The following is a 23,804-nucleotide window of genomic DNA, read 5'->3' on the forward strand; positions in this document are numbered from 1 at the left end:
TCGGAGCACGGCACGGACACCGGCCCAGCGCGGCGGGGGAGGTGACGCCATGATAAGCCCGCACGCCGGATTCGCCCAGCTCCGGTTCTTGTCCCGACTGCGGCCGTGCGTCCGAAGGTAGGGGCTGTGAGAAGCTAGGGATTGTGAACGACGTAACCATGATCCTTATATACGCTGTCATCGCGATCGCCGTGATCGGTACGGTTGCCATCCTCCTGGTCAAGGGCCGCAAGACTCCTCCTGGAACCTACCCCACCACTCGGGACGCCAACGACCCGGGGCGCGGCGGCGGTACCGATACGTTGGAAGCGCCACCTGCGCCGGCTGAACCCCGTGTGGCGGTTCCCGAGGAAGAACTGCCCGAGACTGACGTCGAAGTTGCCGATGATGCGGCGGGCATCGAGACGGTACCGGTCGAGACCCCTGCTCCGGTTGAGGGCAGGCTGGCCCGCCTGCGTGCCCGCCTGATCAAGTCCAACAACGCCCTGGGCAAGGGCCTGCTGGCGCTGCTCTCCCGGGACAAGATCGACGAGGACGTCTGGGACGAAATCGAGGAAACCCTCCTCATGGCGGACCTCGGCACCGAGCCAACGATGGAGCTGGTCGACGCCCTGCGTGCCCGCGTCAAGGTCGCTGGCAGCCAGGACCCCGAACACGTCAAGGCGATGCTGCGCGAAGAACTCATCAAGCTCGTTAACCCGGAGATGGACCGTTCGTTGGCCGTCGAGCGCCATGCGGACCGCCCATCTATTGTCATGGTTGTGGGCGTCAACGGCGTGGGCAAGACCACCACCGTTGGCAAGCTGGCCCGCGTGCTGGTCGCCGAAGACAAGGATGTGCTGCTGGGCGCGGCGGATACCTTCCGTGCCGCGGCAGCCGAGCAGCTGGCAACCTGGGGCCAGCGCGTGGGTGTGCCTACCGTAAAGTCCGACGTCGATGGCGCGGACCCGGCGTCCGTCGCATTCGAAGCAGTGAAGGCCGGCATCGACCAGGAAGTCGACGTCGTCATGATTGATACGGCCGGCCGCCTGCAGAACAAGGTGGGCCTGATGGACGAGCTCGGCAAGGTCAAGCGCGTCATCGAGAAGCAGGCGATGGTTGACGAGGTCCTGTTGGTTCTGGATGCCACCACCGGACAGAACGGACTGAACCAGGCCAAGGTCTTCTCAGAGGTCGTCAATATCACGGGCATTGTGCTGACCAAGCTGGACGGAACTGCTAAGGGCGGAATCGTCGTCGCTATTCAGCGTAGCCTCGGCGTTCCGGTCAAGCTGATCGGCCTCGGTGAAGGCGCGGACGATCTGGCTCCGTTCGAAGCCGAAGCTTTTGTGGATGCCCTCCTGAACTAAGGGCGCTCAATCGTCCTGCGGGCCTTTGCCGGCAGGACACTTCGATGACCAAAGCCGAAGGGCGGACGTGATATCACGTCCGCCCTTCGGCGCATTTAGGGCGCCTGCGTTGGCCTAAATCTTGTCACGCTGCTTGGCGGTAGATGAAGTCGATGCGGCCCAGGGCCTGCTCGAAGACTGACAACGGCTCCAGGGGCTCGTCCGCCTGTTCCATCGCCGGTGGGGTGCCGGGCAGGGCTGGTGCGGTTGACACGTAGGTGTGTCCGGTCGGGGTGGTCGTTTCGACGGTGTGCCGCGGTCCGGGGATCCTTTGGGCGTGCCAGCCTTCAGTTTCCTTCGCCAGGTTACACGCTTCACAAAGCCCTTGCCCATTGAGCTCGCTGGTCGCCCCGGCGTCACGCCAGGGCACAACATGGTCGTGGTGGCGGATCGGTGCATCGCACCACGGTGTGCGGCAGAGCTGGTCCCTCGCCTGGATCATGCGCTGCATCCCGGCCGGCATCAACCGCGCCCGCGAATCCATGCCGAGCAGCTGCCCAGTGCCCGGCGCGGTGTAAAGCCGGCGCACCCACACTTCCACCTCGGACTCATCGATTGCGTTTCCGGAGGCTATTCGTTCCGAACCCGGCGGCCCGGTCGCCGTACCGGTGGTTCCGGTGTCTGCCGAATCTGCACCTGCATCGTTGGCCGGTATCGGTTTGCCAGTGGCTGGCGGGCCGGATACCGTAGCGCCGTCCCCATTGCCAAGATCAGCTGCGCCGGCAACGGCTTCGTCTTCCCTGGCGCCCCTTACCGGACTGCCGGCCGCCGGGTGATCTGTGCTGCCGTTCCCGGCGTCGATGTTGTCCGTGCCGACGCCGCCGTTCCCGTTGTCGGTGCCGGCCTCTTTGTCGGTGTCGCCGGTGCGGAGGAGGTCGCGGGGACGATGCCGTACCCGGCCAGGTGAGCCGGTTCGGAATCGCCTTGGAACAGGGTGCGGTCGGTCATGACCAGCTGGACTTCGATTTTTGCGGGGTTTTCCGCGGGCTGGCCGGTGACGCGTTCGACGAGGATGTCGGCCATCAGCTGGCCCCGGCCTCGTTCATCGCCCTGCGCCTTCAGCCGGTCGGCCTCCTTCACCAGGGCCGCGAGGACGGCCACGCCCTGCACCACCGGCAGCAGGCAGCTCACCTGGGCCATGGTGTCCGGCGCGGGACGGCAGGAGACATGGCGTTCGGTTTCGGCTTTCGCGGCCCGGCGGACCACCGACAGCGGGTCCAGCCGCAGCGCGGCCTGCTTCGCCAACGCCCCGATCCGCTTGTCCCCGCAGCCGCGCAGCGTCTTCGGATCCGAACACAATTCCTCATCGATGCGGGCGCGGTCTTCCACGCTCAGGCACGCGGTCTCGCGGACCAGGATGGTCGCCCGCCACTCATTCAGCCGGCCCTCGGCCAGCGCCTTATACGTGTGCGGCATTTCCCTGATCAGCGTGGTGGCCATACCCAGGTGCTTGCCGCCGCGATTCGGGGAGTCCTTGCGCGCGAGGCCGATCTCCTTGGCCAGGCCCCGCCCCCGCTTCTCCGCCGCGACCCCGGCCGCGGCCCGGGTCTCCTTACGGGAGGCGACAAACGCCTCCGTCTCGCGTGCCTGCGCGGCAGCGGCGGCGGATTTAAGTTCCTCCAGCGCGGTGATCCGGTCAATCCGCACCCCCTCGGAGACGTCCTGGTCCATATCCGCCAGTTCCACAATCGCGGCACGGACCAGCCCCGCACCCGGATCACCGGGAACCGGCTTCACCGGATCCATCTCTGCTGGAACGATTGACTCGAACATACTTTCTATTCTACCGTCGTGTGATGAAGCACACAAGGCATCTTCGAGGCTGTGGAGAAACCGCCGTTTTGGCCGGCGGTTGTGGGATTGTCCGACTCACGGCCGGTCTCGACATTCATGCACAGCACCTGATTTGAGTAGGCCGAGCCCAATGCCGCAAAATGCGCCTTGTCGCTTTCCCGTCTTCGGGGGTGGGGCTTAAGTCAGCGTCCAGGAGCGCTTGGACAGGCCAAACCAGAAGCCGTCGATAGCGGTTTTCGCTTCGATCCCACCCGAGCCGTAAGCGGCGCCGAGTGCTACATAAAGTGGCGCCCAGTGCTCGCTGCGCGGGTGGGCTTCCTGGGCTGCCGGCGCCTTGTTGAGGAAGTCCAAAATCGAGTCCACATCGCCGCGGGCCATTGCTTCTTCTGCCCAATGGTCGAATTCACTTGAGGCGGCCGGCGGTGTGGTGTTCGGGCCGGCGGCAGGGTTGAACCAGCGAAGATTGTGTGTAGTGAAGCCCGAGCCGACTATCAATGTGCCGCGGTCACGCAAAGGCGCCAAGGATTTGCCGAGCTCGAAGAGCCCCTGCGGTTCGAGCGTCGGCATGGACATCTGGACCACCGGCACGTCGGCGTCAGGGAACATTTCCACCAGCGGGACATAGGCGCCGTGGTCCAGCCCGCGGGTCTCATCCTGCTCGACGTGGTGGCCACGGTCTCCTACGAGCCTGGATACTTCTCCGGCCAGTTCGGGGGCCAATGGCGCGTCGTACGTGACGTCATAGTACTTCTGCGGGAATCCCCAAAAGTCGTACACCAGTCCGGTCTTCTGCTTGGTGGCGCTTAACGTCACCGGCGCATTCTCCCAGTGAGCCGACACCATCAGGATGTCCTTTGGCTTTTCAAAAGTGCTTGACCAGTCCGCGAGTTGGGTGGTCCAACGCTCGTCGTCGGCAAGCGGGGGAGCGCCATGGCTGAGGAACAGAACCGGAGGCTGGGTCATCGTGTGCGTCATGAGTCCACCGTACCGCCATTTACTTGAAGGTTCAAGTTAGAGTTGCGTCTCAGCTTCTAGGGCAGATGGTATCCTGGGCGGACGCCGGACGCCGGACGCCGGACGCCGGACGCCGGACGCCGGACGCGGGACGCCGGACGCGGGACGTCGGACGCGGGGCGTCGGACGCTGGAAGCCGGCAGCCAGAGACGGGTCTGGCCTCCTTGCTTCAAGCCGCGGAAATTAGGAGCGGGATCCGTCCGCAGAGGGTTCCGATTGTTGGACGGCGAGGGTCTCCCGGCCGAAAAACAGCCAGAACAGGGCCGCGAGGATGGTCACGCAGCCGGTGACTGCGAAGGCCCAGCCATAGTCCAGTCTGTCCGCGAGGGCGCCGGCGAGGACGGGCCCGACAATGGCGCCGGCATCTGTAGACATTTGGAACACAGCGAGAACTTTTCCACCGCTGCGTTGATTGCCGATGATGTCCGCGACCGCTGCCTGCTGGGCAGGTCCAAGCAGGCCTGATCCGAAACCGGCGATCACGGACACGGCGACAAATACCGGGACCGAGTCGGTAAAACCGATGGCGGCGATCGCCAGCCCTGCAACGGCAAGTCCGGAAATCACCATCGGCCGGCGTCCTATGGTGTCCGAGAGCTTGCCCGAAAACGTCAGCGCCAGCGCGTTGCCCACGGCAAACACTGCCAGGGCCAGTCCGGCGGTTTCCGGCCCTGCGCCCAGGACGGCACCCGCAAAGAGCGGAATCAACGACATGCGTACACCAAACGTGGCCCAGCCATTGGCGAAGGCGGATGCGATGGCGGCCCTGTACCCGGGATCCTTCATCGCTTCGCTCAACGGCATCGGCTGGATAGGGGAGTCCGTGCCGTCAGCGGAGCTGCGTTCGGGCTTCTTCAGCATGACAGCGACGACGGCCGCAGCCACCAGAAGTGCGACGGCGTACACCACGAAGGGAACGCGCAGGCCGAGACCGGCCAACAGTCCGCCCACAACCGGTCCGAGGATGCCGCCCATCAGGAATGTTGCAGCGTAGAGCCCGGAAACTCGTCCACGGCTGTCGGGTGGCGCGAGCCGGAGGATCAGCGCGGTGGCGGAAACGGTGAACATCGTGGAGCCCAGGCCGCCGAGCCCGCGGAACAGCAGCAACTGCCAGTAGCCCTGCGCCAGGGCACAGGCGCCGGTGGAGGCGGCAACGATCAGCAGTCCGGTGAGATAGACCCGTCGTTCACCCCAACGGCCCACGAGTGCCCCGCCCGCCGGGGCGAAGATCAGCCGGGTGAAGGCGAAAACGCTGACAATGATGGACGCTGCCGCGACGCCGACGTCAAAACTCGCCGCAAACTGCGGCAGTACCGGAGCCACGAGGCCGTAACCCAGTGCGATTACGAAGGCGGCTGCCACCAGTACTTTGATGTCGCGGGGGATGGGTGTGGGGCGCGGGCGTGCCGACCGGGGGCGGGCGGGCTCGGCCGAGGAACGGGCCAAGCGGCGGAAGAGGGGCATGGCATCAAGCCTATCCGTGCTGCGAAACATGGCTGAAACATGGTCGTGACACCGGATTTACGGTGGCCTCGTCCTTGTAACGCCCCTGAAACGAAGTGCCGGATCCGCGGAAACAATCGACCGGCAATCTGGAAACCAGATGCGGGATGGTCCCGCCTCGGACGAGAGGACGCGAAAATGGATCTGTCAGCAGGTCACGTCTGGGTGATGATTTCCGCGGCACTGGTGCTGCTCATGACGCCAGGCCTTGCATTCTTCTATGGCGGCATGACCCGTGCAAAAGCCGCCCTGAACATGATGATGATGAGCTTCATTTCCATCGGCCTGGTCGCCGTCGTCTGGGTCCTGTGGGGTTACTCCATGAGCGGCGGCGAGGGGATCGGCCAGCTCTTCGGCAACCCGTTCGCGGCATTCGGCATGCAGACACTGCTGAACACAGAGGACCTGATCGGCGCCGGCTACGGAGCTACCTTCGCGATCATCACCGTGGCACTCATTTCCGGCGCCATCGCCGACCGCGCGAAATTCGGCGCCTGGGCGGTCTTTGTTCCGGTGTGGGTCACCCTGGTGTACTGCCCGCTGGCTTTTATGGTGTGGGGCGGCGGCCTCCTGAGTGCAGAAGGTGCTGTCGGTGCCTGGGCCGGGGAGGCCATTGACTTCGCCGGCGGCACTGTGGTCCACATAAATGCCGGCATTGCTGGCCTGATCCTGGCCCTGATCCTGGGCAAGCGCAAAGGGTTCGGCAAGGATCCGGCCCAGCGTCCGCACAACATCCCGTTCGTCATGCTCGGTGCTGCACTGCTATGGTTCGGCTGGTTCGGCTTCAACGGTGGCGCCGCCGGTACTGCGGAGGAAGCGGGGCTCATCTGGGTCAACACCATGGTGGCGCCCGGTGCCGCGATGCTCGCCTGGCTCGTTGTCGAGCGCATCCGTGATGGTCGGCCGACTTCCCTCGGCGCCGCTTCCGGCGTCGTCTCCGGCCTGGTTGCGATCACTCCGGCCTGCGCGAATGTCTCTCCCATTGGCGCCATCGGTCTAGGCGTCGTTGCCGGTGCACTGGCCGCCCTCGCTGTGGGGCTGAAGTACAAGTTCGGCTATGACGACTCCTTGGATGTCGTTGGCGTCCACCTCGTCGCCGGACTGGTCGGCACGCTGGCCCTTGGCTTCCTCGCCCTCCCAGCGGACGGGGTCGGCGGCGGACTGTTCTACGGCGGCGGACCCGGCCAGCTAGGGGCCCAGACGGTGGCAGCGGTTGTGTCCGTTGTGTTCACCGCGATCATGACGATTGTCATCGGGCTGGCAGTGCACAAGACGATTGGCTTCCGCGTCACCGAGGACCAGGAGGTCATCGGCGTGGACCTGACGCAGCACGCCGAAACCGCGTACGAGTTCGGCGGGCTGGGCACCGGAGGCACTTTTGTGCCGCATCCGGCCACGGACCGCAGCGCGCATATCAAGGAAGAGGTCAAGGCATGAAACTGGTAACCGCTATCATCCGTCCCGAGAAGCTCGACGAGGTCCGCGGGAGCCTGGAAAGTTACGGGGTGCAGGGACTCACGGTCAGCCAGGCCAGTGGCTACGGCCGCCAGCGGGGCCACACCGAGGTGTACCGCGGCGCTGAGTACACCGTTGATCTGCTGCAGAAGGTGCGAGTGGAGGTCCTGGTCGCCAAGGAATGGGCCAACGACATCGTCGATGTCCTGGTTGCCACGGCCAACACGGGACGGGCCGGCGACGGCAAAGTATGGCTTATCGACGTCGAGGAAGCCGTGCGGGTACGCACCGGCGAGCGTGGGGAAGCCGCTATCTAGCCGGACGGCGAGGGGAAACGCTCACTGCACCTCCGGGAGCTGGAATCGAATCATCGGAGCCAGCTTTCGGAGGTGCAGCTTTGTGTGGTCCAGTGCCCTCCCATCAGGCCTCCGTGTCCACGGTCCGCATCGGCGTATCGTCCCTCGATGTTTCCCAGCCAGCCGGTCCGTTCGATCCTGCAGCGTACTCCTCCAGCGGCACTTCGTTGGCCTCCCATGCTTTCAGGACCGGCTCGACAATCCGCCAGCAATCCTCCGCGATGTCCCCGCGGACCGAGAGCATCGGGTCCCCGGTCAGGATGCCGTCCAGCACTTCCCCATACGGCAAGAGATCCGCGGAGTGCAGGTTGGTCTCCATCACCTCGCGGTCGAGCGTGAAGATGTCGCCGGGCCCGTTCACATCGATCTCCAGCCGGAGGGTGTCGGGGCCGAAACCGATCCGCAGGCGCGTGGGCGCATCCACGCCCTTAAACCCGGTGGGCAGATGGTTAACGGGTTTAAAGGTGACAATGGCTTCCTTCTGCTTCTTGCCCAACGCTTTGCCCGAACGCAGGATAAACGGAACCCCGGTCCAGCGGCTGTTGTTGATCGAGACCTCGATCTCCGCCAACGTCTCCGTGTTCCGCGCGGGATCGATCCCCTCTTCGGCCACGTAGTCGGGGATTTTCCGTCCGTCTACCTCGCCGGCCGTGTACCGGGCACGTCGCGTGCTCTTGGCGAAGTCCGGTTTGACCGAACTGGCGCGCAGAACACTGCCGATGTGGTCGCGCAGGTCGCGTTCGTGCAGCGTTGCGGGGGCGTTCAGCGCGATGAGCGCCATGATCTGCAGCAGATGGCTCTGGATCATGTCCCGCAAGGCACCGGCCTTGTCGTAGTACCGTGCCCGTCCTTCCAATGCCAGCGACTCGTCGTAGAAGATTTCGACCTTCTGCACATGCTCATTGCTGAACAGCGGCTCGAGCAACCGGTTGGCAAAGCGCAGGCCCAGGATGTTGAAGACGGTGGCTTTGCCCAGGAAGTGGTCCACCCGGTGGATGTGGTCCTCGGGGACCAACCGCAGCAGCGTCCCGTTCAGCGAGGCAGCCGAAACGCGGCTGGAGCCGAACGGCTTCTCCATCACCAGGCGCGTGCCTTCGGGCACGTCCTCGGGCTTGAGGACCTCGCAGGCCTGCTGGCTGACGGCCGGCGGTAATGCAAAATAGACCGCGGCCGGCCCCTTGACCGAGCTGAGCAGTTCCGCCAGAGCCCCCTCGGCGGTTACGTCCACCATGTGGTACTCGGTGTTTTCCTGTACTTTGCGCAATTCCCGCAGGCCGGCGTCGTTAGCTCCCTGAGTGCAGGACCCGAAGGCTTCGTCGACGCGTTCGCGCCACCGGTCCTGGTCCCAGTCATCGGATCCTGCCCCCACGAGGCTCAGGCCCTGGGTCCGCCCTTGGGCAATGAGCTTTCCGAGTCCGGGCAGCAGCAGCCGTCCGGTCAGGTCCCCGGAAGCGCCCAAAATGAGCAAGGTCCGGATTTCCACGTCTCCGCTGGTAGTTTCTGCGGATTCTGTCCCGGTTGAGGTCTGTTCGGCAGTCACCTTTCCTACCTTGCCATCTATGGCGCCCGATGTCGCCGGTTCGCTGCCATCAAGTGGTCCGGTCGCCGTCGTCGTCCGGAAATTGGGACATTGCCCGCCCGCAGTTGCTACCCTAGATAGTTGAACTCCGGCGCGGCCGGGGACTGTGAGCCTAGATCGACGAAAGAAGTACACGGCGCGTGTTCAATTCACTCTCTGACCGGTTGGCCTCGACCTTCAAGAATCTGCGCGGCAAGGGACGTCTCTCGGAGGCGGATGTCGACGCCACTGTCCGCGAGATCCGGCGTGCCCTGCTGGACGCGGACGTCGCCGTACCGGTGGTGCGTGAATTCGCCGCGCATGTCAAGGAACGTGCACTCGGCGAGGAAGTCTCCGGTGCGCTGAACCCGGGCCAGCAGATCGTCAAGATCGTCAACGACGAACTTGTCAACATCCTCGGCGGCGAGACCCGGCGCATCCGCCTGGCCAAGAACCCGCCCACCGTGATCATGCTGGCCGGCCTGCAGGGTGCAGGTAAGACCACGCTCGCCGGAAAGCTCTCCAAGTGGCTTAAGGGACAGGGCCACAGCCCGCTGCTGGTCGCCGCGGATCTCCAGCGGCCCAACGCCGTCACCCAGCTGCAGGTCAACGGCCAGCGCGCCGGGGTGCCGGTATTTGCACCGCACCCGGGCGTGCAGTCGGAATTTGAATCAGCCACGGGCGATCCGGTCGCCGTCGCCCGCCAGGGTGTGGAGGAAGCCCGCCAGAAGCTGCACGACGTTGTCATTGTGGACACCGCCGGCCGCCTGGGTGTGGACACGGAAATGATGCAGCAGGCCGCGGACATCCGCGCAGCCATCAACCCGGACGAGGTCCTCTTCGTCATCGACGCCATGATCGGCCAGGACGCGGTCAACACTGCCCAGGCGTTCAACGAAGGTGTGAACTTCACCGGCGTCGTGCTTTCAAAGCTCGACGGCGATGCCCGCGGCGGCGCCGCGCTCTCCGTCGCGTCCGTGACGGGCAAGCCGGTCATGTTTGCTTCCACCGGTGAGAGCCTGGACGATTTCGAGATCTTCCACCCGGACCGGATGGCCAACCGCATCCTGGACATGGGCGACATCCTCTCCCTGATCGAGCAGGCGGAGAAGTCCTGGGACAAGGGCGAAGCCGAGCGCATGGCGCAGAAGTTCGCCGACCAGGAAGACTTCACGCTCGATGACTTCCTCGCGCAGATGCAGCAGATCCGCAAGATGGGATCGATGAAGAAGATGCTGATGATGATGCCCGGCGCCGCCGGCATGCGTCAGCAGCTGGAGAACTTCGACGAGCGCGAAATCGACCGCGTCGAGGCGATTGTCCGCTCCATGACCCCGCACGAGCGGGTCGCGCCGAAGATCATCAACGGCTCCCGCCGTGCCCGCATCGCCAAGGGATCGGGCGTCCACGTCTCCGAGGTCAACGGCCTGCTGGAGCGGTTTGGCCAGGCCCAGAAGATGATGAAGAAGATGGCCCAGGGCGGCGGCATCCCGGGCATGCCCGGCATGGCTGGCCCGGGCGGCTTCAGCGGCGGCGCCCGCAAGGGCAAGCAGGTCTCGAAGGGCAAGAAGAAGGCGCGTTCGGGAAATCCGGCCAAGGCCGCGCAGGAACTGCGCGAAGCCGAGGAACGCCGCGCCAACGCCAAAAAGGCGTTGCCCACCGGCGCAGCTTTCGGCCAGCAGCAGGAAGACTTCGATCCGTCCGCACTGAACCTGCCCAAGGGGTTCGAAAAGTTCCTGGGCAAGTAGGCTCGCTGTGGTCTGCGCCGGCACCGGCCGGACCACGGCAGCATACCGTTCCGCATCCTGGTAAGAGTTGGGGCTTCTACGAAGGGCTTTTGTGAGCAGGCACGATCTGAGTGGATTCTATGGTTCCCAATGGAAGCGCCCTGCCAACGTGGCGGTGGTGGTACGCACCGTCAGCGGCTCCATTCTGCTCAGCCCCGATGCCGAAGGCCAGGCATCGTTGCCGGCGGGAATGGTGAAATCGGGGGAGGACCCGCGCTCAACGGCCGGACGCGTCCTGCAGGCAACCTCGCTGTCGCTGCCGCTGGGGCGCATTCTGGCTATTGATTACCAGCAGACGCCGGCCTCCCCGGCGGAAGCCATCACGTTTATTTACGACGGCGGAACCTACGACGGCGGTTCGCTCGCCGCAGTGGCGGGCGGGCAAGCCGAGTTCCTCGCGGCGGACTTGGCGCTGGCCGGACTGGGCTGTCCCCAAGCGGCCCAGCTGAAAGCCGCCCTCGACGCCCATGAATTGCTCTCGGTGCTTGAGCTGCGTGATGGCCAGCGGATCGATACGGTCCAGCGGGACGTGCCGCCACGCGAGCTGCTGCCGGACTTCGACAATACAGTCAGCTCCGGATCCTAGACTGCCCTCATGCAGCGCAGCCGCCCCAAGCCCCGTGTGGTCTTTGTACACGGAACCGGTCGCTTCGGCATCGCCGCCTGGCCGTACCAGCACCGTCTCGCCAGCGCCTACGACTGCCTGTTTGTCCGGCGGCACGGTTTCGCGCCGGATACCGCTCCACTGCGGACGGATTTCGCGGCAGATATGCAAATAGTCGTGGAAAACCTTGGCGACGGCGGCCATCTCGTCGCGCATTCCCAAGGGGCCGTTGCGGCCATGATGGCGGCGGTGGAACGGCCGGAACTGGTGGCCTCCCTGACCCTGTTCGAACCTGCGTGTTTGTCGCTGACCGCGGACCTGCCGGCAACAAAGGCACATCGGACGCGGCTTGAGCCTCTGTTCGCCGCGAGGGATGAGTTGGATGACGAGCAATATCATCGTGAGTTCTCGCGCCTCGTCCTTGGCACGGCGGCGAAGCCTCTGGCCTCGGCTGCGGACCGCCTGCAGGCCAGCCGGCTCCGGCTGCAGGATCCGCCTTGGACCGCCCCGCTGCACATTGTTCCCGGCGTCCGCACCCTCGTCGTGACCGGCGGCTGGGAGCCGCTGTATGAAGAAGTCGCGGAATATCTGGCTACCACCGGCGCGGTGCATCGCCATGCTGCCAACAACCACCGCCCGCAGGACACGCCGGAAGGCCATGGATTGTTGGTCGACTTCCTGGCCACTGGACAGCACAGCTAGCGGGACTTGCTAGCGTTGATGCCATGAGTGAATCAGCCTGGGAGCCCATAACCGGTGAACTTTGGTGGCCCTGGCCACTGGACGAGGCTGGTGTAGCGGCCCTGATGCAAGAGATCACGGACCGTTCGCTGCTCGGTGCTTTCGCGGCAGGCCAGCCGGAGGCGGGCCAAACAGTCATCGAAATGCTGCTCGCCCGAAATGCTGCCGGACGCGTCGCTGTCCTGGATCAGGGCGGCGAAGCCGCTCCCGGCCCCGACTACCGCATGCTGGCCCAAAGTTTCTCGCTGGCCCTCGGCGCGGCAGCGGACGTGGATGGCTTCAGCTACCAAGCCCCCGCAGCAGAGGCCGCGTTCCGGCTGGCCGAGGAGCCTGAGCTGGGAGAATCCGGTGGGACGGATGTGGAAGATCCAATGGTGCTGCGCACTGTGCTCGTGGGGAATATGCGCCACGAAGATCTGATCATGTTTGGAACGCTGAACCGCGTCGAACTCCAGGTGCTGGACGACAAAACCGTGCCCGGCCGCTCTGTGGTGGTTGTGGAAGGGGAAGCCGCGCCCGGGCTCTACAACTGGCCGGCCGAAACCAAGCCATTGGTCGCGTTAATGAATCTGGACGGACTGCGGGCCGTTGAAGTTTGGCTTCCCGGTGCGGTGAACGACCCGAGCAACAACTTGTGGCACGCATGGCAGCCGCAGCCGAAGCCGTTCGCAACCACCGATAAGGCCTCGGCAGAAGCTCTGCGATTGCTCGGAACATTGGTCCGATCCACGGAGCCGAGCACCGCCGGCATCGCCCAAGCCCTCGATCTGGATGCTGAGGCTGAGTCCCGGCTCAGGGACCTGATGCAGGGGCCGGAGGATGGCGAGGTCCTGGCCCGGACAGCGGTGGCCCTGGGGCTGCCGGAACTGGCCGGCCGGCTGGCCGAAGCGCCGGTGGCTGCCGTGGGTCAGCCGGTCATCGTGATGCCCCCGCTGCCGATGGCCAAGGCCTTGCTCGAAGTCATCGCTACTCCCACCTCCGGGCATTCTCCCTTCGCCAAATGGCACCGGACCGTGCTGGCGCACCCGGAGCTGCTGGCCGGAAGCGCGGCCGTGGCAGCCGGCGCCGCAGCAGTACTCTTCCGCGCGGCGGCCAGACACCGAAGTCCCCGCAACGGAATCATGCGCGCGGGAGCGCTGTCGCTGGTCACCGAGGCGGCAGGCGAACTCGTTTTCTACAGCTTCCTCAAGTCCCGGCGGAACCGCCGCCGCTGATCCTGGCCAGGGGCACAGCCGCGCCAGGTGGATGCAGTAGCCGGACCGCAAGCGGCTGGGACTGGAATAAACGTGAAGCTTCAAGTATTCTTTATACATGAACTTTCAAGCAAAGAACCAGGATCTGTTGGCAGGCGACCTCACCATGGGCACCGTAATGCTCAAGGTGGGGGATATGGCGAACATGACCAAGTACTACCAGGACGCCCTGGGCTTGGATCCTGTTGCAGAAGGTCTCGGCGGTGTGTATCTGGGCCGCGGCACCACGCCGCTGGTCCACCTGGCGCCCGCCGCCGGACTCCAGCTGCCGTCGCGCGGCGAAGCGGGGCTGTTTCATACCGCGTTCCTGTTCGACAATCAGTCGGACCTTGCCGCGACTGTCGCCTCTGCGGCCCAAACCGACCCCACGCGTTTCGTCGGCAGCGCCGATCACTTGGTGAGCGAAGCCTTCTACTTCACCGATCCCGAAGGCAACGGCATTGAGCTGTACTATGACCGGCCCCGTGAGCAGTGGGAATGGAATGAGACCGCCACAGGCAAGGAGGTCCACATGGACAGCCTGGCCTTGAACCCCCAGTCCTACCTGCAGAGCCACCTCACCGAGGACTCCGTCCGCCAGCAGCACGACGCTGGCGCGGCCATCGGCCACGTCCACCTGCAGGTTGGCGACACCTCGCTGGCGGAGCAGTTCTACGTCAACACCCTCGGATTCGAGCGCACGGCCGGCTGGCATGGCCAGGCGTTGTTTGTCTCCGCCGGCGGCTACCACCACCATATGGCGATGAACGTGTGGAACAGCCGCGGCGCCGGCCCGCGCAAGGACACCCTGGGCCTGGGGGAGGTGCTGATCCATGTTCCGAACGAGGACGAGGTCGGCGCCCTGGCCCAGCGGCTGGGGAGTGCCGGCGTCAGCCATCATCACACCGGTGCCGAGCTTCGGTTCGAGGATCCCTGGCGCAACCAGCTGCGCGTCGCCGTCTCCTGATCCTGCGCAGTTTGGCCGCGGCCCCGCGCAGGATAGGGTGAAACCAAATGCATCCAATCCGAGGCGGAGGCGCTATGTCCGGAATTACTGAAGTTTTTGTGGCCACCCACGACGCGGCGGTGCAGCGCGCCGCCGCACTTGATAAGGCGCTGGAGGCTGTTGGCGAAGGCGGAGCCCAGGTGGAAGTTCCGGATGCTCCGCACACGCGGATCAATGGCATCACGGATTGGGAAATCGAACGGCTGGGCCAGCTGGCAGGGCAGGCAGTCCATTCCGTCGGCGAGGACGAACTTGCCATTGCCGACGTCGCCAGCGAGACCCTCTATGTTGCGCCGGAATCGATGGTCCGTGCCTTGGCCGACCTGCTGGCCGAAACGTCCGACGACGGTGCCCCCGTCCTGCCTGATGTCGCCGCGGCGTGGGCTTCCGAAGAGGACATGCCGCTCAGTGGCGACGCAGCGGTGGAGTCGGTGAAGCGCATCGGCGAACTCGCTGCGGATGCCGCAGAAGATGGCCGCCAGCAGCTCTATGTCTGGAGCGGTACCGAGTCCGTCTGACCGGCATTCATGGCCGCTCGCGCAGCCAGGGGAGCCGAGTCGCGCGGATTGGGTTGTATCTGGCACAATAGACAGGTACTCGATCTGCGCGGCCCCTCTCTCCGTGCAAGTGTCTTGTCCTTTGAACCCCAACCACGGCCCGCCCCACGGGTGCAGACATACGGGTTCGCCCATTTTTAGAACCAGGAGTGACCACTAAAGTGGCCGTAAAGATTCGCCTTAAGCGCTTTGGCAAGAAGTTCTCAGCCCACTACCGAATCGTTGTCATGGATGCCCGCGCCAAGCGCGACGGCCGTGCCATCGAGGAGATCGGGCTGTACCGCCCCACCGAAGAGCCGTCGTACATCGACATCAAGTCCGACCGTGCACAGTACTGGCTCGGCGTAGGCGCCCAGCCGTCCGAGCAGGTTGCCGCCCTGCTCAAGATCACCGGTGACTGGCAGAAGTTCAAGGGTATTGAGGGCCAGGAAGGCACGCTCAAGACCAAGGCTCCCAAGGAAACTTTCGCTGCTCCCGAGAAGGAGTCTGTGATCATCCCGGAGGCCATCACCCCGAAGGCCAAGAAGGAAGAGGCCGCCGACGAAGCCGCTGCAGAAGCACCGGCTGAAGCGTCTGCCGACGAAACCGCAAAGGCTGAGTAAATGCTGGCTGAAGCGCTCGAACACCTGGTCCGTGGCATCGTTGACAGTCCCGAGGACGTCAAGGTCATGGTGAAGACCAACCGCCGCTCAGACATTATTGAGGTGCGGGTCCACCAGGACGATTTGGGCCGCGTCATTGGCCGTCAGGGCCGCACTGCACGCGCACTGCGCACCGTCATCGCCGCACTTGCGGGTGGCGAGCAGGTCCGCGTGGACGTAGTGGATACTGACCGCCGCCGCTGAGCACGCTTCACATCAGTTATCGCATCCGGCCCCGCACCAGATAATGGTGTAGGGCCGGATGTTTTTGTGCCCCGATTTTCGACCCTCAGACGTAGTTCGACAGGAGATTCCATGCAGGTCCAGATTGCGCGGATTGGCAAACCCCACGGCATTCGAGGCGAGGTCACTGTCCAGGTGATGACCGATGCGCCGGAGGAACGCTTCGTCCCCGGCGCGTCCTTTGTCGTTGAGCCGGCGAGTCTGGGGCCGCTGACGGTTGAATCGGCCCGTTGGAACAAGGACATCCTGCTGCTGGGCTTTGCGGAAGTGGTGGACCGGAACGGGGCCGAGGAGCTCCGCGGCGCCCAGCTGTTCGTTGATACGGAAGATGTCGACGACGATGAAGACGCCTGGTACGAACACGAGTTGGTCGGCCTGCGTGTGCTAGTGGATGAGCAGGAAGTCGGCAAGGTCGCCGCCCTGAATACGTTTCCCGCCCAGGACCTCCTGGTCGTCACTGCAGCCAACGGCGACGAAGTCCTGGTTCCCTTCGTGGAACAGATTGTCCCGGAAGTCGACGTCGAGGCCGGCTTCATCCGAGTCACCCCGCCCGCAGGTCTTTTCGAGCTCAACTCGGACGAGAGCCAAGGCACCCCCGACGACGGCGAGGGGGAGCGCTAAGTGCGCATCGACGTCGTTAGCATTTTCCCCGAGTATCTGGCTGCCCTGGAACTTTCCCTGATCGGCAAGGCACGCCAGGACGGTCTGCTGCAACTGGACGTGCACGACCTGCGGGAGTTCACGACGGACAAACACCGCACGGTGGACGACACACCGTACGGCGGCGGCGCCGGCATGGTGATGAAACCCGAACCTTGGGCGCAGGCCCTCGAATCAGTGCTGCCCTCGGAAGGGTCCCCCCGCCCCGTGCTGATCGTGCCGTCTCCGGCCGGAGAAGTTTTTACGCAGGCGGGCGCCCACGAGCTCGCGGAGGAAGAGCATCTGGTCTTCGCCTGCGGCCGGTACGAAGGCATTGACGAGCGTGTGCTGGACTGGGCCGCGGAAAGATTCACCGTCCGGCCGATGAGCCTGGGTGACTATGTCCTCAACGGCGGGGAGGTTGCCGTGCTGGCCATGGTGGAGGCCATCGGGCGCCTGATCCCGGGTGTGGTGGGCAACCCGGAATCCCTGGTCGAGGAATCCCACTCCGACGGCCTGCTCGAATATCCCGTCTACACCAAGCCTTCGCAGTGGCGGGACAAGGCTGTCCCAGAGGTACTGCTCAGCGGCAACCACGCCAAGATCGCCCGGTTCCGGCGCGATGAGCAACTGCTGCGGACTCTCCAGCGCCGTCCGGACCTGATTGCCCGGCTGGACCCCGCCACGCTGGACAAGGCGGACAAGGCCTTGCTCGAAAGTGCAGGCTACGCTGTTTCGGCAGCCGGCATCGCGCCGCGCCCAACCGCTGGTTGACCCAAGCGGGCTGAATTGGCGGTGCCCGCTGCAGTGTGGCAAAATAAAGACTTGTGTTTGCTGGGTTTGCGCCTGCCACAGGGGGCGTGGAGCCAACAGCCAGACACACCGGCCTGCCATTTCCGGACACGCCGGTCTAATAGATCTTTCGGTATTGATCGTCCTGCCGCGCGCCGGACCCTCATGCCGTGACCAAAGTGGATGACCTGTGGCGTTCACCAGGAGTGATACCAATGCATATCCTCGATTCAGTAGACGCCGCTTCACTGCGCAGCGACGTTCCCGAGTTCCGCGCCGGTGACACCGTCAAGGTTCACGTCAACATCATCGAAGGCAAGAACGCCCGTGTTCAGGTCTTCCAGGGCTTCGTGATGGGCCGCCAGGGCGACGGCATCCGCGAGACGTTCACCGTCCGCAAGGTTTCCTTCGGCGTCGGCGTGGAGCGTACCTTCCCGGTTCACTCTCCGATCATCGACAAGATCGAAGTCCTGACCAAGGGTGACGTTCGCCGTGCCAAGCTGTACTACATGCGCGATCGCCATGGCAAGGCTGCCAAGATCAAGGAAAAGCGCGACTTCAACACTTCCAAGTAGCCTTCCCTTTTCGTAGGGCAGCTTGAACTAAGTGGTGCAAGAAATTCCAGTTCCCCGGGCCTCGTCCGGGGAACATCCAAAACGCCGGTCCGGATTCCCGGGCTGGCGTTTTGTCTTTGCTGTGCTCGCCGCAGCAATCGTGCTCAGCGCGGTGGTGCGAGCTACCCTGATCGACGTCTACTACATACCGTCGGATTCGATGGAGCCGCTGCTGGATACCGGCGACAGGGTACTGGTGTCCCGAACGGATTATGCCTTTGGACCCATCCAGCGGGGCGACCTGGTGGTTTTCGACGGCCGCGGCTCCTTTGCGCCCTTCGACAGCGGCAACCCCGCCTACGTCGACGCGCTGCTGGGGCTGGGGCAATGGTTTGGACTCATTGGCAGCGATACGGTTTACGTCAAGCGGGTCATCGGGCTTCCCGGCGACACGGTGGAATGCTGTGCCCCAGACGGCCGGCTGGTGATTAATGGGGAAGCGGTTACTGAAGACTATGTGTATCCCGGAGATGCCCCCAGCGAGCAGGAATTCGCCGTTGAAGTGCCGCACGATAGGTTGTGGTTGATGGGGGACCACCGGTCAATCTCAGCTGATTCGCGCGTACTGCTGGGTGCGCCCGGCGGGGGTATGGTTCCCTTGGAAAGGGTAATCGGCAGGCCGATGGAAATCGTCTGGCCGCTGGAACGGTCCGGCCCGCTGGAGCGGACCGCTCTTGGCGCCGATCCCGAAACGGACAAAGGAAAGTGAACATGGAGCAGGCGGCAGACAAACGGAAAAACCCGGTTCTGGCGTGGCTGCGCGAAATCGCGGTCATCGTGGCGGTAGCCCTGTTGTTGTCGTTCCTGATCAAGACCTTCCTGTTCCGGGCCTTTTACATTCCGTCTACTTCCATGGAAAACACCTTGGAAGTCAACGACCGCATTTTCGTCAATCTGCTGGTGCCTGAGCCGTTCAGCCTCAACCGCGGGGACGTTGTTGTCTTCCAGGACGACCTCAGCTGGCTGCCTCCGGCCGAATCGAACGGCGACGATGGCTGGTTCCAGCAGGCCCTCACCTTTGTTGGGCTGCTGCCCGATAGCTCGCAGCAGCATCTGGTCAAGCGCGTGATCGGTGTCAGCGGGGACCGCGTGGTCTGCTGCGACGCGGACGGACGGATTACCGTGAACGGATATCCGCTCAACGAGCCGTACCTGCATCCGGAATCCGACAATGCACGCCAGCCCTTCGACGTCGTTGTTCCTGAGGGTAAAATCTGGGTCATGGGGGATAACCGGAACCATTCGGCCGATTCCCGCGAACACCGCGGCGAGGAATCCGGCGGATTCGTTGACATGGATGCGGTGGAAGGCAGGGCAGCCGTGATCGCCTGGCCGTTGGGCCGGATGAGTGTGCTGGGCAGCTATCCGGAAGTGTTCGACGCTGTCCCGGCACCGGACGAAGGGAACCCCGGTCAGGAATCGGGCTCCGTGGAAGAAACCGAACCGGCGCAGGCGGCCAGCCGATGACGCCAAAGGACCCGCACCTGCGCTTCGAGCGTTCGTTCAAGGCGCAGGGCCACCGGCTGATTGCCGGTGCGGATGAAGTTGGCCGTGGAGCCTTGGCCGGCCCCGTCAGCGTGGGCATGGTCCTGATCGACGCCACCACTGCCAAGGCGCTCAAAGGTGTGCGCGACAGCAAACTGCTCAGCGCGCCGGACCGCGAAGCTCTCGTGCCGGTGATCCGGACCTGGGCCGCCGCCTACGGCGTTGGCCACGCCTCTCCTGCTGAAATTGACAGCATGGGGCTGATGGCCGCGCTGCGCCTGGCCGGAACCCGCGCCTGGCTGCAGGTTCTTGCCGTATCCCGGCCGGATGTCGTGATCCTGGACGGCAACTATGACTGGCTCTCGGCACAGCCGCAGGCATCGCTCTTCGAGGTATCCGACGGTGCCGGGTGCGACGCGCCTGTGCACACGAAGATCAAAGCCGATTTGCAGTGCCTTAGCGTGGCCGCCGCCAGCGTCCTGGCAAAGGTGGAACGCGACGCAATGATGGTAAAGCTTGCCGATGACTACCCTGCGTATGGCTGGGAGGCCAACAAGGGCTACGCTACCGGCAGCCACCGGGCGGCCATTCTGGACAAGGGACCTTCAAGCCAGCACAGGCAGAGCTGGCGGCTGACGCCGGACAGTCCGTCCATGGCTGCCGTTGAACTGAGCGGAGCAGGACCGCTCTAACCGGTTCTTCACCCGCGATTACCGCCTCCCATGAGGACCGAAATACGGCGGGGACCACAGACCTAACCGAACTGCGAGAAGATGGTGGCATGAGCGCCGAAGATCTTGAGAACTATGAAACGGACATGGAGCTGCAGCTCTACCGCGAATACCGCGACGTTGCGGGTTTGTTCAGCTACGTTGTGGAGACCGAGCGGCGGTTCTACCTGGCCAACCATGTTGATCTGCAGGCCCGTTCGGCCGATGGCGAGATCTACTTCGACCTGACCCTGCAGGATGCCTGGGTCTGGGATATTTACCGCTCGGCACGTTTCGTCAAAAAGGTCCGCGTGCTGACGTTCAAGGACGTGAACATCGAAGAGCTGACCAAGACCGATGACCTGACGCTGCCCAAGGACGCAGACCTCGGTAACTAGCGTTTTCTCCGCCCGCGGACGGCCCGGTGGATTTTGCACTTTTCCTGCACAGCAATCACGGCCCGGAGCAACGTCCACATAAGTGCCAGGGTCCCTGTGCCACTGCCGTCCGTGCCGCGACGCTGGGTGTATGAGAGCCAAAGACAAACTGGGCAAAGACGGAGAAGACCTTGCTGCCAGGTATTTGGAACAGGCCGGGCAGCGGGTCGTGGACCGCAATTGGCGTTCCGGCACGGGGGAGATCGACATCGTTGCTCTGGAAGGGGCAACAGTTGTCGTTTCCGAGGTCAAAACGCGGCGGAGTCCGGACTACGGGCATCCTCTTGAGGCGATTACGCCTGCCAAGGTCCAGCGACTGCAGATCCTGACCCTGCAATGGCTGCGGGCGCACGGCATGTCGGGCACCGGCTACCGTATCGATGCCGTTGCCATTCTCCATGACGGGCAGACCCCTCCAGTCATTGAGCACGTGAAGGCCGTGGGCTGATGGGACTGGGCAGAACATTCTCTGTGGCACTGGTCGGCTTGTCAGGACACATGGTCGAGGTCGAAGCCGACATATGCCAGACGCTCCCGGCATTTGTCCTCCTCGGCTTGCCGGATGCGTCGCTGAATGAGGCGAAGGACCGGATTAAGGCGGCGGCGAAGAACGCCGGAATACCACTGAGCCGGCGCAAAATCACCGTGAACCTGATCCCGGCTTCGTTACCGAAAAAAGGCTCCGGCTTCGATCTGGCAATCCTGATGTCCGCCTTGCAGGCAGCCGGGGATGTCCGGCCAAGCGGCGGAACCGTGTTCCTCTCCGAACTTGGGCTTGACGGCAGGCTGAGGCCCATCCGGGGCGTGTTGCCGGCCGTCATGGCAGCAGTTGATGACGGCCACCCCGAAGTGGTCGTGGCGGCGGCCAACCGCGCGGAAGCGGAACTGGTCCCCGGCGTCAAGGTCCGGAGTTATGGAACGCTGGCTGAACTGCTCCTTGCCTATGGCGCGGATCCGGTCCCCCTGCTGCTCCCGGTGGGCGATGCAGAGGAAGCTCTGGCCGGACGCGAGAGCCCAACCGCCGGGGACTGTCGCGAACCCGACATGGCAGATATCGCAGGCCAGCACGAAGCCAGAACCGCCATGGAGGTTGCGGCCGCTGGGGGGCACCACGTCATGCTCGTCGGGCCGCCCGGGGCGGGCAAGACGATGCTGGCAGAGCGGCTGCCTGGTCTGCTGCCGGACCTGCCGGACCACCACGCCATGGAGGTCACTGCGGTTCATTCATTGAGCAATACTGCCGCGCATTTGACCCAGTTGTTGCGGCGTCCGCCATTCGAGAACCCGCATCATACGGCCACCACTGCTTCCATCATCGGCGGCGGTTCCGGAGTCCCGCGTCCCGGTGCTGCGTCGAGGGCACACCGCGGCGTCCTCTTCCTTGACGAGGCACCCGAATATGATCGCGCGGTATTGGATGCGTTGCGGCAGCCGCTGGAGAGCGGGAATCTGGTGCTCCACCGGGCAGCGGGCACGGCCGCCTATCCCGCCCGCTTCCAGCTGGTGCTGGCGGCCAATCCCTGTCCCTGCGGGATGGCCAGCGGCAAAGGGTTGGAGTGCAGTTGCACGCCCGTGCAACGCCGCCGGTACTTCGGCAAGTTATCCAAACCCCTGATAGACCGCATAGATCTTCAGCTGCGGCTCAACCGGCTGTCGCTCGCCGACATGGCCGGTGCAGCGGAGCAGGAAGCGAGCCGTACCGTCGCGGCGCGCGTGCGCGAAGCCAGGAGGGCTCAACGGGAGCGGTTGGGGCGTTGGGGCCACGAACTGAACTCGGAGGTTTCGGCCGAGCTGCTCAAGACCGAACTGCGGCTTTCGCCCACGGCAACAGTAGACCTCGACAAGGCCATGGAGCGCGATGTGCTGACCGGCCGGGGCTATGCCCGGGTGCTCAGGGTGGCCTGGACCATGGCCGATCTGGCGGGTCTGGCGGTTCCCGATCGAGACTGCGTCTGCACGGCGCTGGCTTTCCGTCAACAGGTAGGTGCGGCATGATGACGACGACTACACAGGCCGCCGACCGCAGGGCGCGGGCGGCCTTATCACGGCTCATGGAGCCTTCGGACTGGGTGGGACTCGCCCTTGTCGCGGCCGTCGGCGCCCTGGATGGGCTGCGTATCGCGACAGGCGAGGTGAAACCGGGACCGGAGCTGCAGGCTGAGCTCTATCGCCTGCTGAACCGGGAGCAGTCACGCAGCCAACAGGGAATGCTTTCCGAGGCTCTTCAGCGCTGGCATCCGCGGATCAAGGATCTGGACCCGGATCGGGACCTGGCCACGATCGAGCGCCTTGGTGGGGCCGTTCTGGTGCCAGGCGATGAGTCTTGGCCAGTGGCACTTGCTGATCTGGAGCTCGCAGAACCGCTGTGCCTTTGGATCCGCGGGCAACACTCGAACGGAATTCCCCCAGCAGAACGCACGGTAGCCCTGGTTGGATCAAGGGACAGCACGAACTACGGCAACTCTGCTACAGGCGACCTGGCCGCAGGCCTGACCCAGAAGGGCTACTGCGTGGCTTCTGGAGGTGCCTACGGCATCGACGCCCAGGCGCACCGTTCCGCCCTGGCAGCCGCAGAGCCAGGACGTTGGCCAGCCACCGTCGCGATCATGGCGTGCGGGCTGGACCGCTACTATCCGGCGGGGAATGAGGAACTGCTCCGCACCGTGGCCAGCCGCGGTCTTCTGCTCTCCGAACTGCCGCCAGGCGCCGCGCCCACTCGCTGGCGGTTCCTCCAGCGCAACCGATTGATCGCCGCACTGGCCGGTACCACGGTAGTCGTAGAAGCCCGGTGGCGTTCGGGAGCGCTGAACACGGCGCACCATGCTGCAGGACTGGGCCGTCCGGTCGGCGCAGTGCCGGGATCCATCTACTCGGCGAACTCGGCAGGCACGCACCGACTGCTGCGTGACGGCAGTGCAATCTGCGTAACCGACGCTGCGGAAGTCGCTGAATTGGCGGGGCCCCTCGATGCAGGGGCGGCCGCTGAGCAACACGTGCCGCTCTCCGACCACGATGGCCTCAGTGTGGAGGATCTGCTCCTGCTGGACGCACTGCCCGTGAGGCAGGGAACCACGGTCGAGAAGCTTTCGGCTGTAGCCGGATTGCCCATGAGGATGGTGCTGGCGGGGCTCGGGCGGCTGGAAATCATGTCCCTTGCCCAGCAGGATTCGTCCGGTTGGCGGCGGCAACGGCGGGGCTGAACGATGGGCGGTCTTAGCCTTCTAAGTCCTGCAGGAAGCCTACGTGTG

General features: G+C 64.4%; 25 protein-coding genes and 1 pseudogene. 21 read left to right on the plus strand and 5 right to left on the minus strand.

Annotated features, from left to right (window positions below):
• The first annotated feature begins 143 nt into the window (after positions 1-143).
• Entirely contained in the window at positions 144-1,349 is a 1,206-nt protein-coding gene (gene ftsY / locus B0G38_RS04650) for a signal recognition particle-docking protein FtsY (protein WP_264668364.1), read from the plus strand.
• Positions 1,350-1,473: 124 nt separating this feature from the next.
• Here ftsY and B0G38_RS04655 read toward each other — a convergent pair.
• From B0G38_RS04655 to B0G38_RS04670, 4 genes and pseudogenes are all read right to left on the minus strand, one after another.
• Positions 1,474-1,932: pseudogene (locus B0G38_RS04655) on the minus strand (HNH endonuclease); the annotation flags it as partial.
• A gap of 206 nt (positions 1,933-2,138) precedes the next feature.
• Positions 2,139-3,161, minus strand: coding sequence for a 13E12 repeat family protein (locus B0G38_RS04660; protein WP_264668365.1), 1,023 nt, complete (start codon positions 3,159-3,161; stop codon positions 2,139-2,141).
• 198 nt (positions 3,162-3,359) lie between these two features.
• Complete coding sequence (locus tag B0G38_RS04665) at positions 3,360-4,157, minus strand: dioxygenase family protein (RefSeq protein WP_264668366.1); 798 nt, start codon at positions 4,155-4,157, stop codon at positions 3,360-3,362.
• A gap of 222 nt (positions 4,158-4,379) precedes the next feature.
• Positions 4,380-5,660: an MFS transporter gene (locus tag B0G38_RS04670; RefSeq protein WP_264668367.1), complete on the minus strand. Its 1,281-nt coding sequence runs from the start codon at positions 5,658-5,660 to the stop codon at positions 4,380-4,382.
• A 177-nt stretch (positions 5,661-5,837) separates the two neighbouring features.
• Between B0G38_RS04670 and B0G38_RS04675 the strand changes: the two genes are divergently transcribed.
• A complete protein-coding gene (locus B0G38_RS04675; protein WP_264668368.1) occupies positions 5,838-7,136 on the plus strand; it encodes an ammonium transporter in 1,299 nt (432 codons plus the stop codon).
• Entirely contained in the window at positions 7,133-7,471 is a 339-nt protein-coding gene (locus B0G38_RS04680; RefSeq protein WP_264668369.1) for a P-II family nitrogen regulator, read from the plus strand. The genes B0G38_RS04675 and B0G38_RS04680 overlap by 4 nt, the downstream gene beginning before the upstream one ends.
• Positions 7,472-7,574: 103 nt before the next feature.
• On the opposite strand, the gene B0G38_RS04685 is transcribed toward B0G38_RS04680, so the two are convergent.
• Positions 7,575-8,987: a glucose-6-phosphate dehydrogenase gene (locus B0G38_RS04685; RefSeq protein WP_413542032.1), complete on the minus strand. Its 1,413-nt coding sequence runs from the start codon at positions 8,985-8,987 to the stop codon at positions 7,575-7,577.
• Between the two features lie 242 nt (positions 8,988-9,229).
• On the opposite strand from B0G38_RS04685, the gene ffh reads away from it, so the two are divergent.
• The 18 genes from ffh (at position 9,230) to B0G38_RS04775 (ending at position 23,756) form a co-directional block, all read left to right on the plus strand.
• Complete coding sequence (gene ffh, locus B0G38_RS04690; protein WP_264668371.1) at positions 9,230-10,816, plus strand: signal recognition particle protein; 1,587 nt, start codon at positions 9,230-9,232, stop codon at positions 10,814-10,816.
• A gap of 91 nt (positions 10,817-10,907) precedes the next feature.
• Entirely contained in the window at positions 10,908-11,441 is a 534-nt protein-coding gene (locus B0G38_RS04695; protein WP_264668372.1) for an NUDIX hydrolase, read from the plus strand.
• Between the two features lie 9 nt (positions 11,442-11,450).
• Positions 11,451-12,161, plus strand: a complete 711-nt coding sequence (locus B0G38_RS04700; RefSeq protein WP_264668373.1) for an alpha/beta fold hydrolase — start codon at positions 11,451-11,453, stop codon at positions 12,159-12,161.
• Positions 12,162-12,184: 23 nt separating this feature from the next.
• Entirely contained in the window at positions 12,185-13,414 is a 1,230-nt protein-coding gene (locus tag B0G38_RS04705) for a hypothetical protein (RefSeq protein WP_264668374.1), read from the plus strand.
• Positions 13,415-13,511: 97 nt separating this feature from the next.
• The gene (locus tag B0G38_RS04710; protein WP_264668375.1) at positions 13,512-14,399 is read left to right on the plus strand and encodes a VOC family protein; all 888 of its coding nucleotides are present in this window, start codon (positions 13,512-13,514) and stop codon (positions 14,397-14,399) included.
• Between the two features lie 74 nt (positions 14,400-14,473).
• Positions 14,474-14,956 carry a hypothetical protein gene (locus B0G38_RS04715; protein WP_264668376.1) on the plus strand — a complete coding sequence of 161 codons (483 nt, stop codon included), beginning with the start codon at positions 14,474-14,476 and terminating at the stop codon, positions 14,954-14,956.
• 200 nt (positions 14,957-15,156) lie between these two features.
• Positions 15,157-15,597 (plus strand): 30S ribosomal protein S16, encoded by a 441-nt coding sequence (rpsP, locus tag B0G38_RS04720; RefSeq protein ID WP_264668377.1) that lies wholly within the window; start codon positions 15,157-15,159, stop codon positions 15,595-15,597.
• Positions 15,598-15,840 carry an RNA-binding protein gene (locus B0G38_RS04725; protein WP_169996195.1) on the plus strand — a complete coding sequence of 81 codons (243 nt, stop codon included), beginning with the start codon at positions 15,598-15,600 and terminating at the stop codon, positions 15,838-15,840.
• 111 nt (positions 15,841-15,951) lie between these two features.
• The gene (gene rimM / locus B0G38_RS04730; RefSeq protein WP_264668378.1) at positions 15,952-16,500 is read left to right on the plus strand and encodes a ribosome maturation factor RimM; all 549 of its coding nucleotides are present in this window, start codon (positions 15,952-15,954) and stop codon (positions 16,498-16,500) included.
• Positions 16,501-17,292, plus strand: coding sequence for a tRNA (guanosine(37)-N1)-methyltransferase TrmD (gene trmD / locus B0G38_RS04735; protein ID WP_264668379.1), 792 nt, complete (start codon positions 16,501-16,503; stop codon positions 17,290-17,292).
• A 233-nt stretch (positions 17,293-17,525) separates the two neighbouring features.
• Complete coding sequence (gene rplS / locus B0G38_RS04740) at positions 17,526-17,885, plus strand: 50S ribosomal protein L19 (protein WP_264668380.1); 360 nt, start codon at positions 17,526-17,528, stop codon at positions 17,883-17,885.
• Positions 17,886-18,006: 121 nt separating this feature from the next.
• Positions 18,007-18,633 (plus strand): signal peptidase I, encoded by a 627-nt coding sequence (lepB, locus tag B0G38_RS04745; protein ID WP_264668381.1) that lies wholly within the window; start codon positions 18,007-18,009, stop codon positions 18,631-18,633.
• A 2-nt stretch (positions 18,634-18,635) separates the two neighbouring features.
• A complete protein-coding gene (gene lepB, locus B0G38_RS04750; protein ID WP_264668382.1) occupies positions 18,636-19,391 on the plus strand; it encodes a signal peptidase I in 756 nt (251 codons plus the stop codon).
• Positions 19,388-20,101 (plus strand): ribonuclease HII, encoded by a 714-nt coding sequence (locus tag B0G38_RS04755; RefSeq protein WP_264668383.1) that lies wholly within the window; start codon positions 19,388-19,390, stop codon positions 20,099-20,101. Before lepB (B0G38_RS04750) ends, B0G38_RS04755 begins: the two co-directional genes overlap by 4 nt.
• Positions 20,102-20,190: 89 nt before the next feature.
• The gene (locus tag B0G38_RS04760) at positions 20,191-20,517 is read left to right on the plus strand and encodes a DUF2469 domain-containing protein (RefSeq protein ID WP_074702055.1); all 327 of its coding nucleotides are present in this window, start codon (positions 20,191-20,193) and stop codon (positions 20,515-20,517) included.
• Positions 20,518-20,647: 130 nt separating this feature from the next.
• On the plus strand, positions 20,648-21,004 hold the full coding sequence (locus tag B0G38_RS04765; RefSeq protein WP_264668384.1) for a YraN family protein: 357 nt from the start codon (positions 20,648-20,650) through the stop codon (positions 21,002-21,004).
• Complete coding sequence (locus tag B0G38_RS04770) at positions 21,004-22,551, plus strand: YifB family Mg chelatase-like AAA ATPase (RefSeq protein WP_264668385.1); 1,548 nt, start codon at positions 21,004-21,006, stop codon at positions 22,549-22,551. Before B0G38_RS04765 ends, B0G38_RS04770 begins: the two co-directional genes overlap by 1 nt.
• Positions 22,551-23,756: a DNA-processing protein DprA gene (locus B0G38_RS04775; RefSeq protein ID WP_264668386.1), complete on the plus strand. Its 1,206-nt coding sequence runs from the start codon at positions 22,551-22,553 to the stop codon at positions 23,754-23,756. Before B0G38_RS04770 ends, B0G38_RS04775 begins: the two co-directional genes overlap by 1 nt.
• Positions 23,757-23,804: the final 48 nt, after the last annotated feature.

The sequence above is a fragment of the Crystallibacter permensis genome (assembly GCF_025960875.1).
GTDB classification, from domain to species: domain Bacteria; phylum Actinomycetota; class Actinomycetes; order Actinomycetales; family Micrococcaceae; genus Crystallibacter; species Crystallibacter permensis.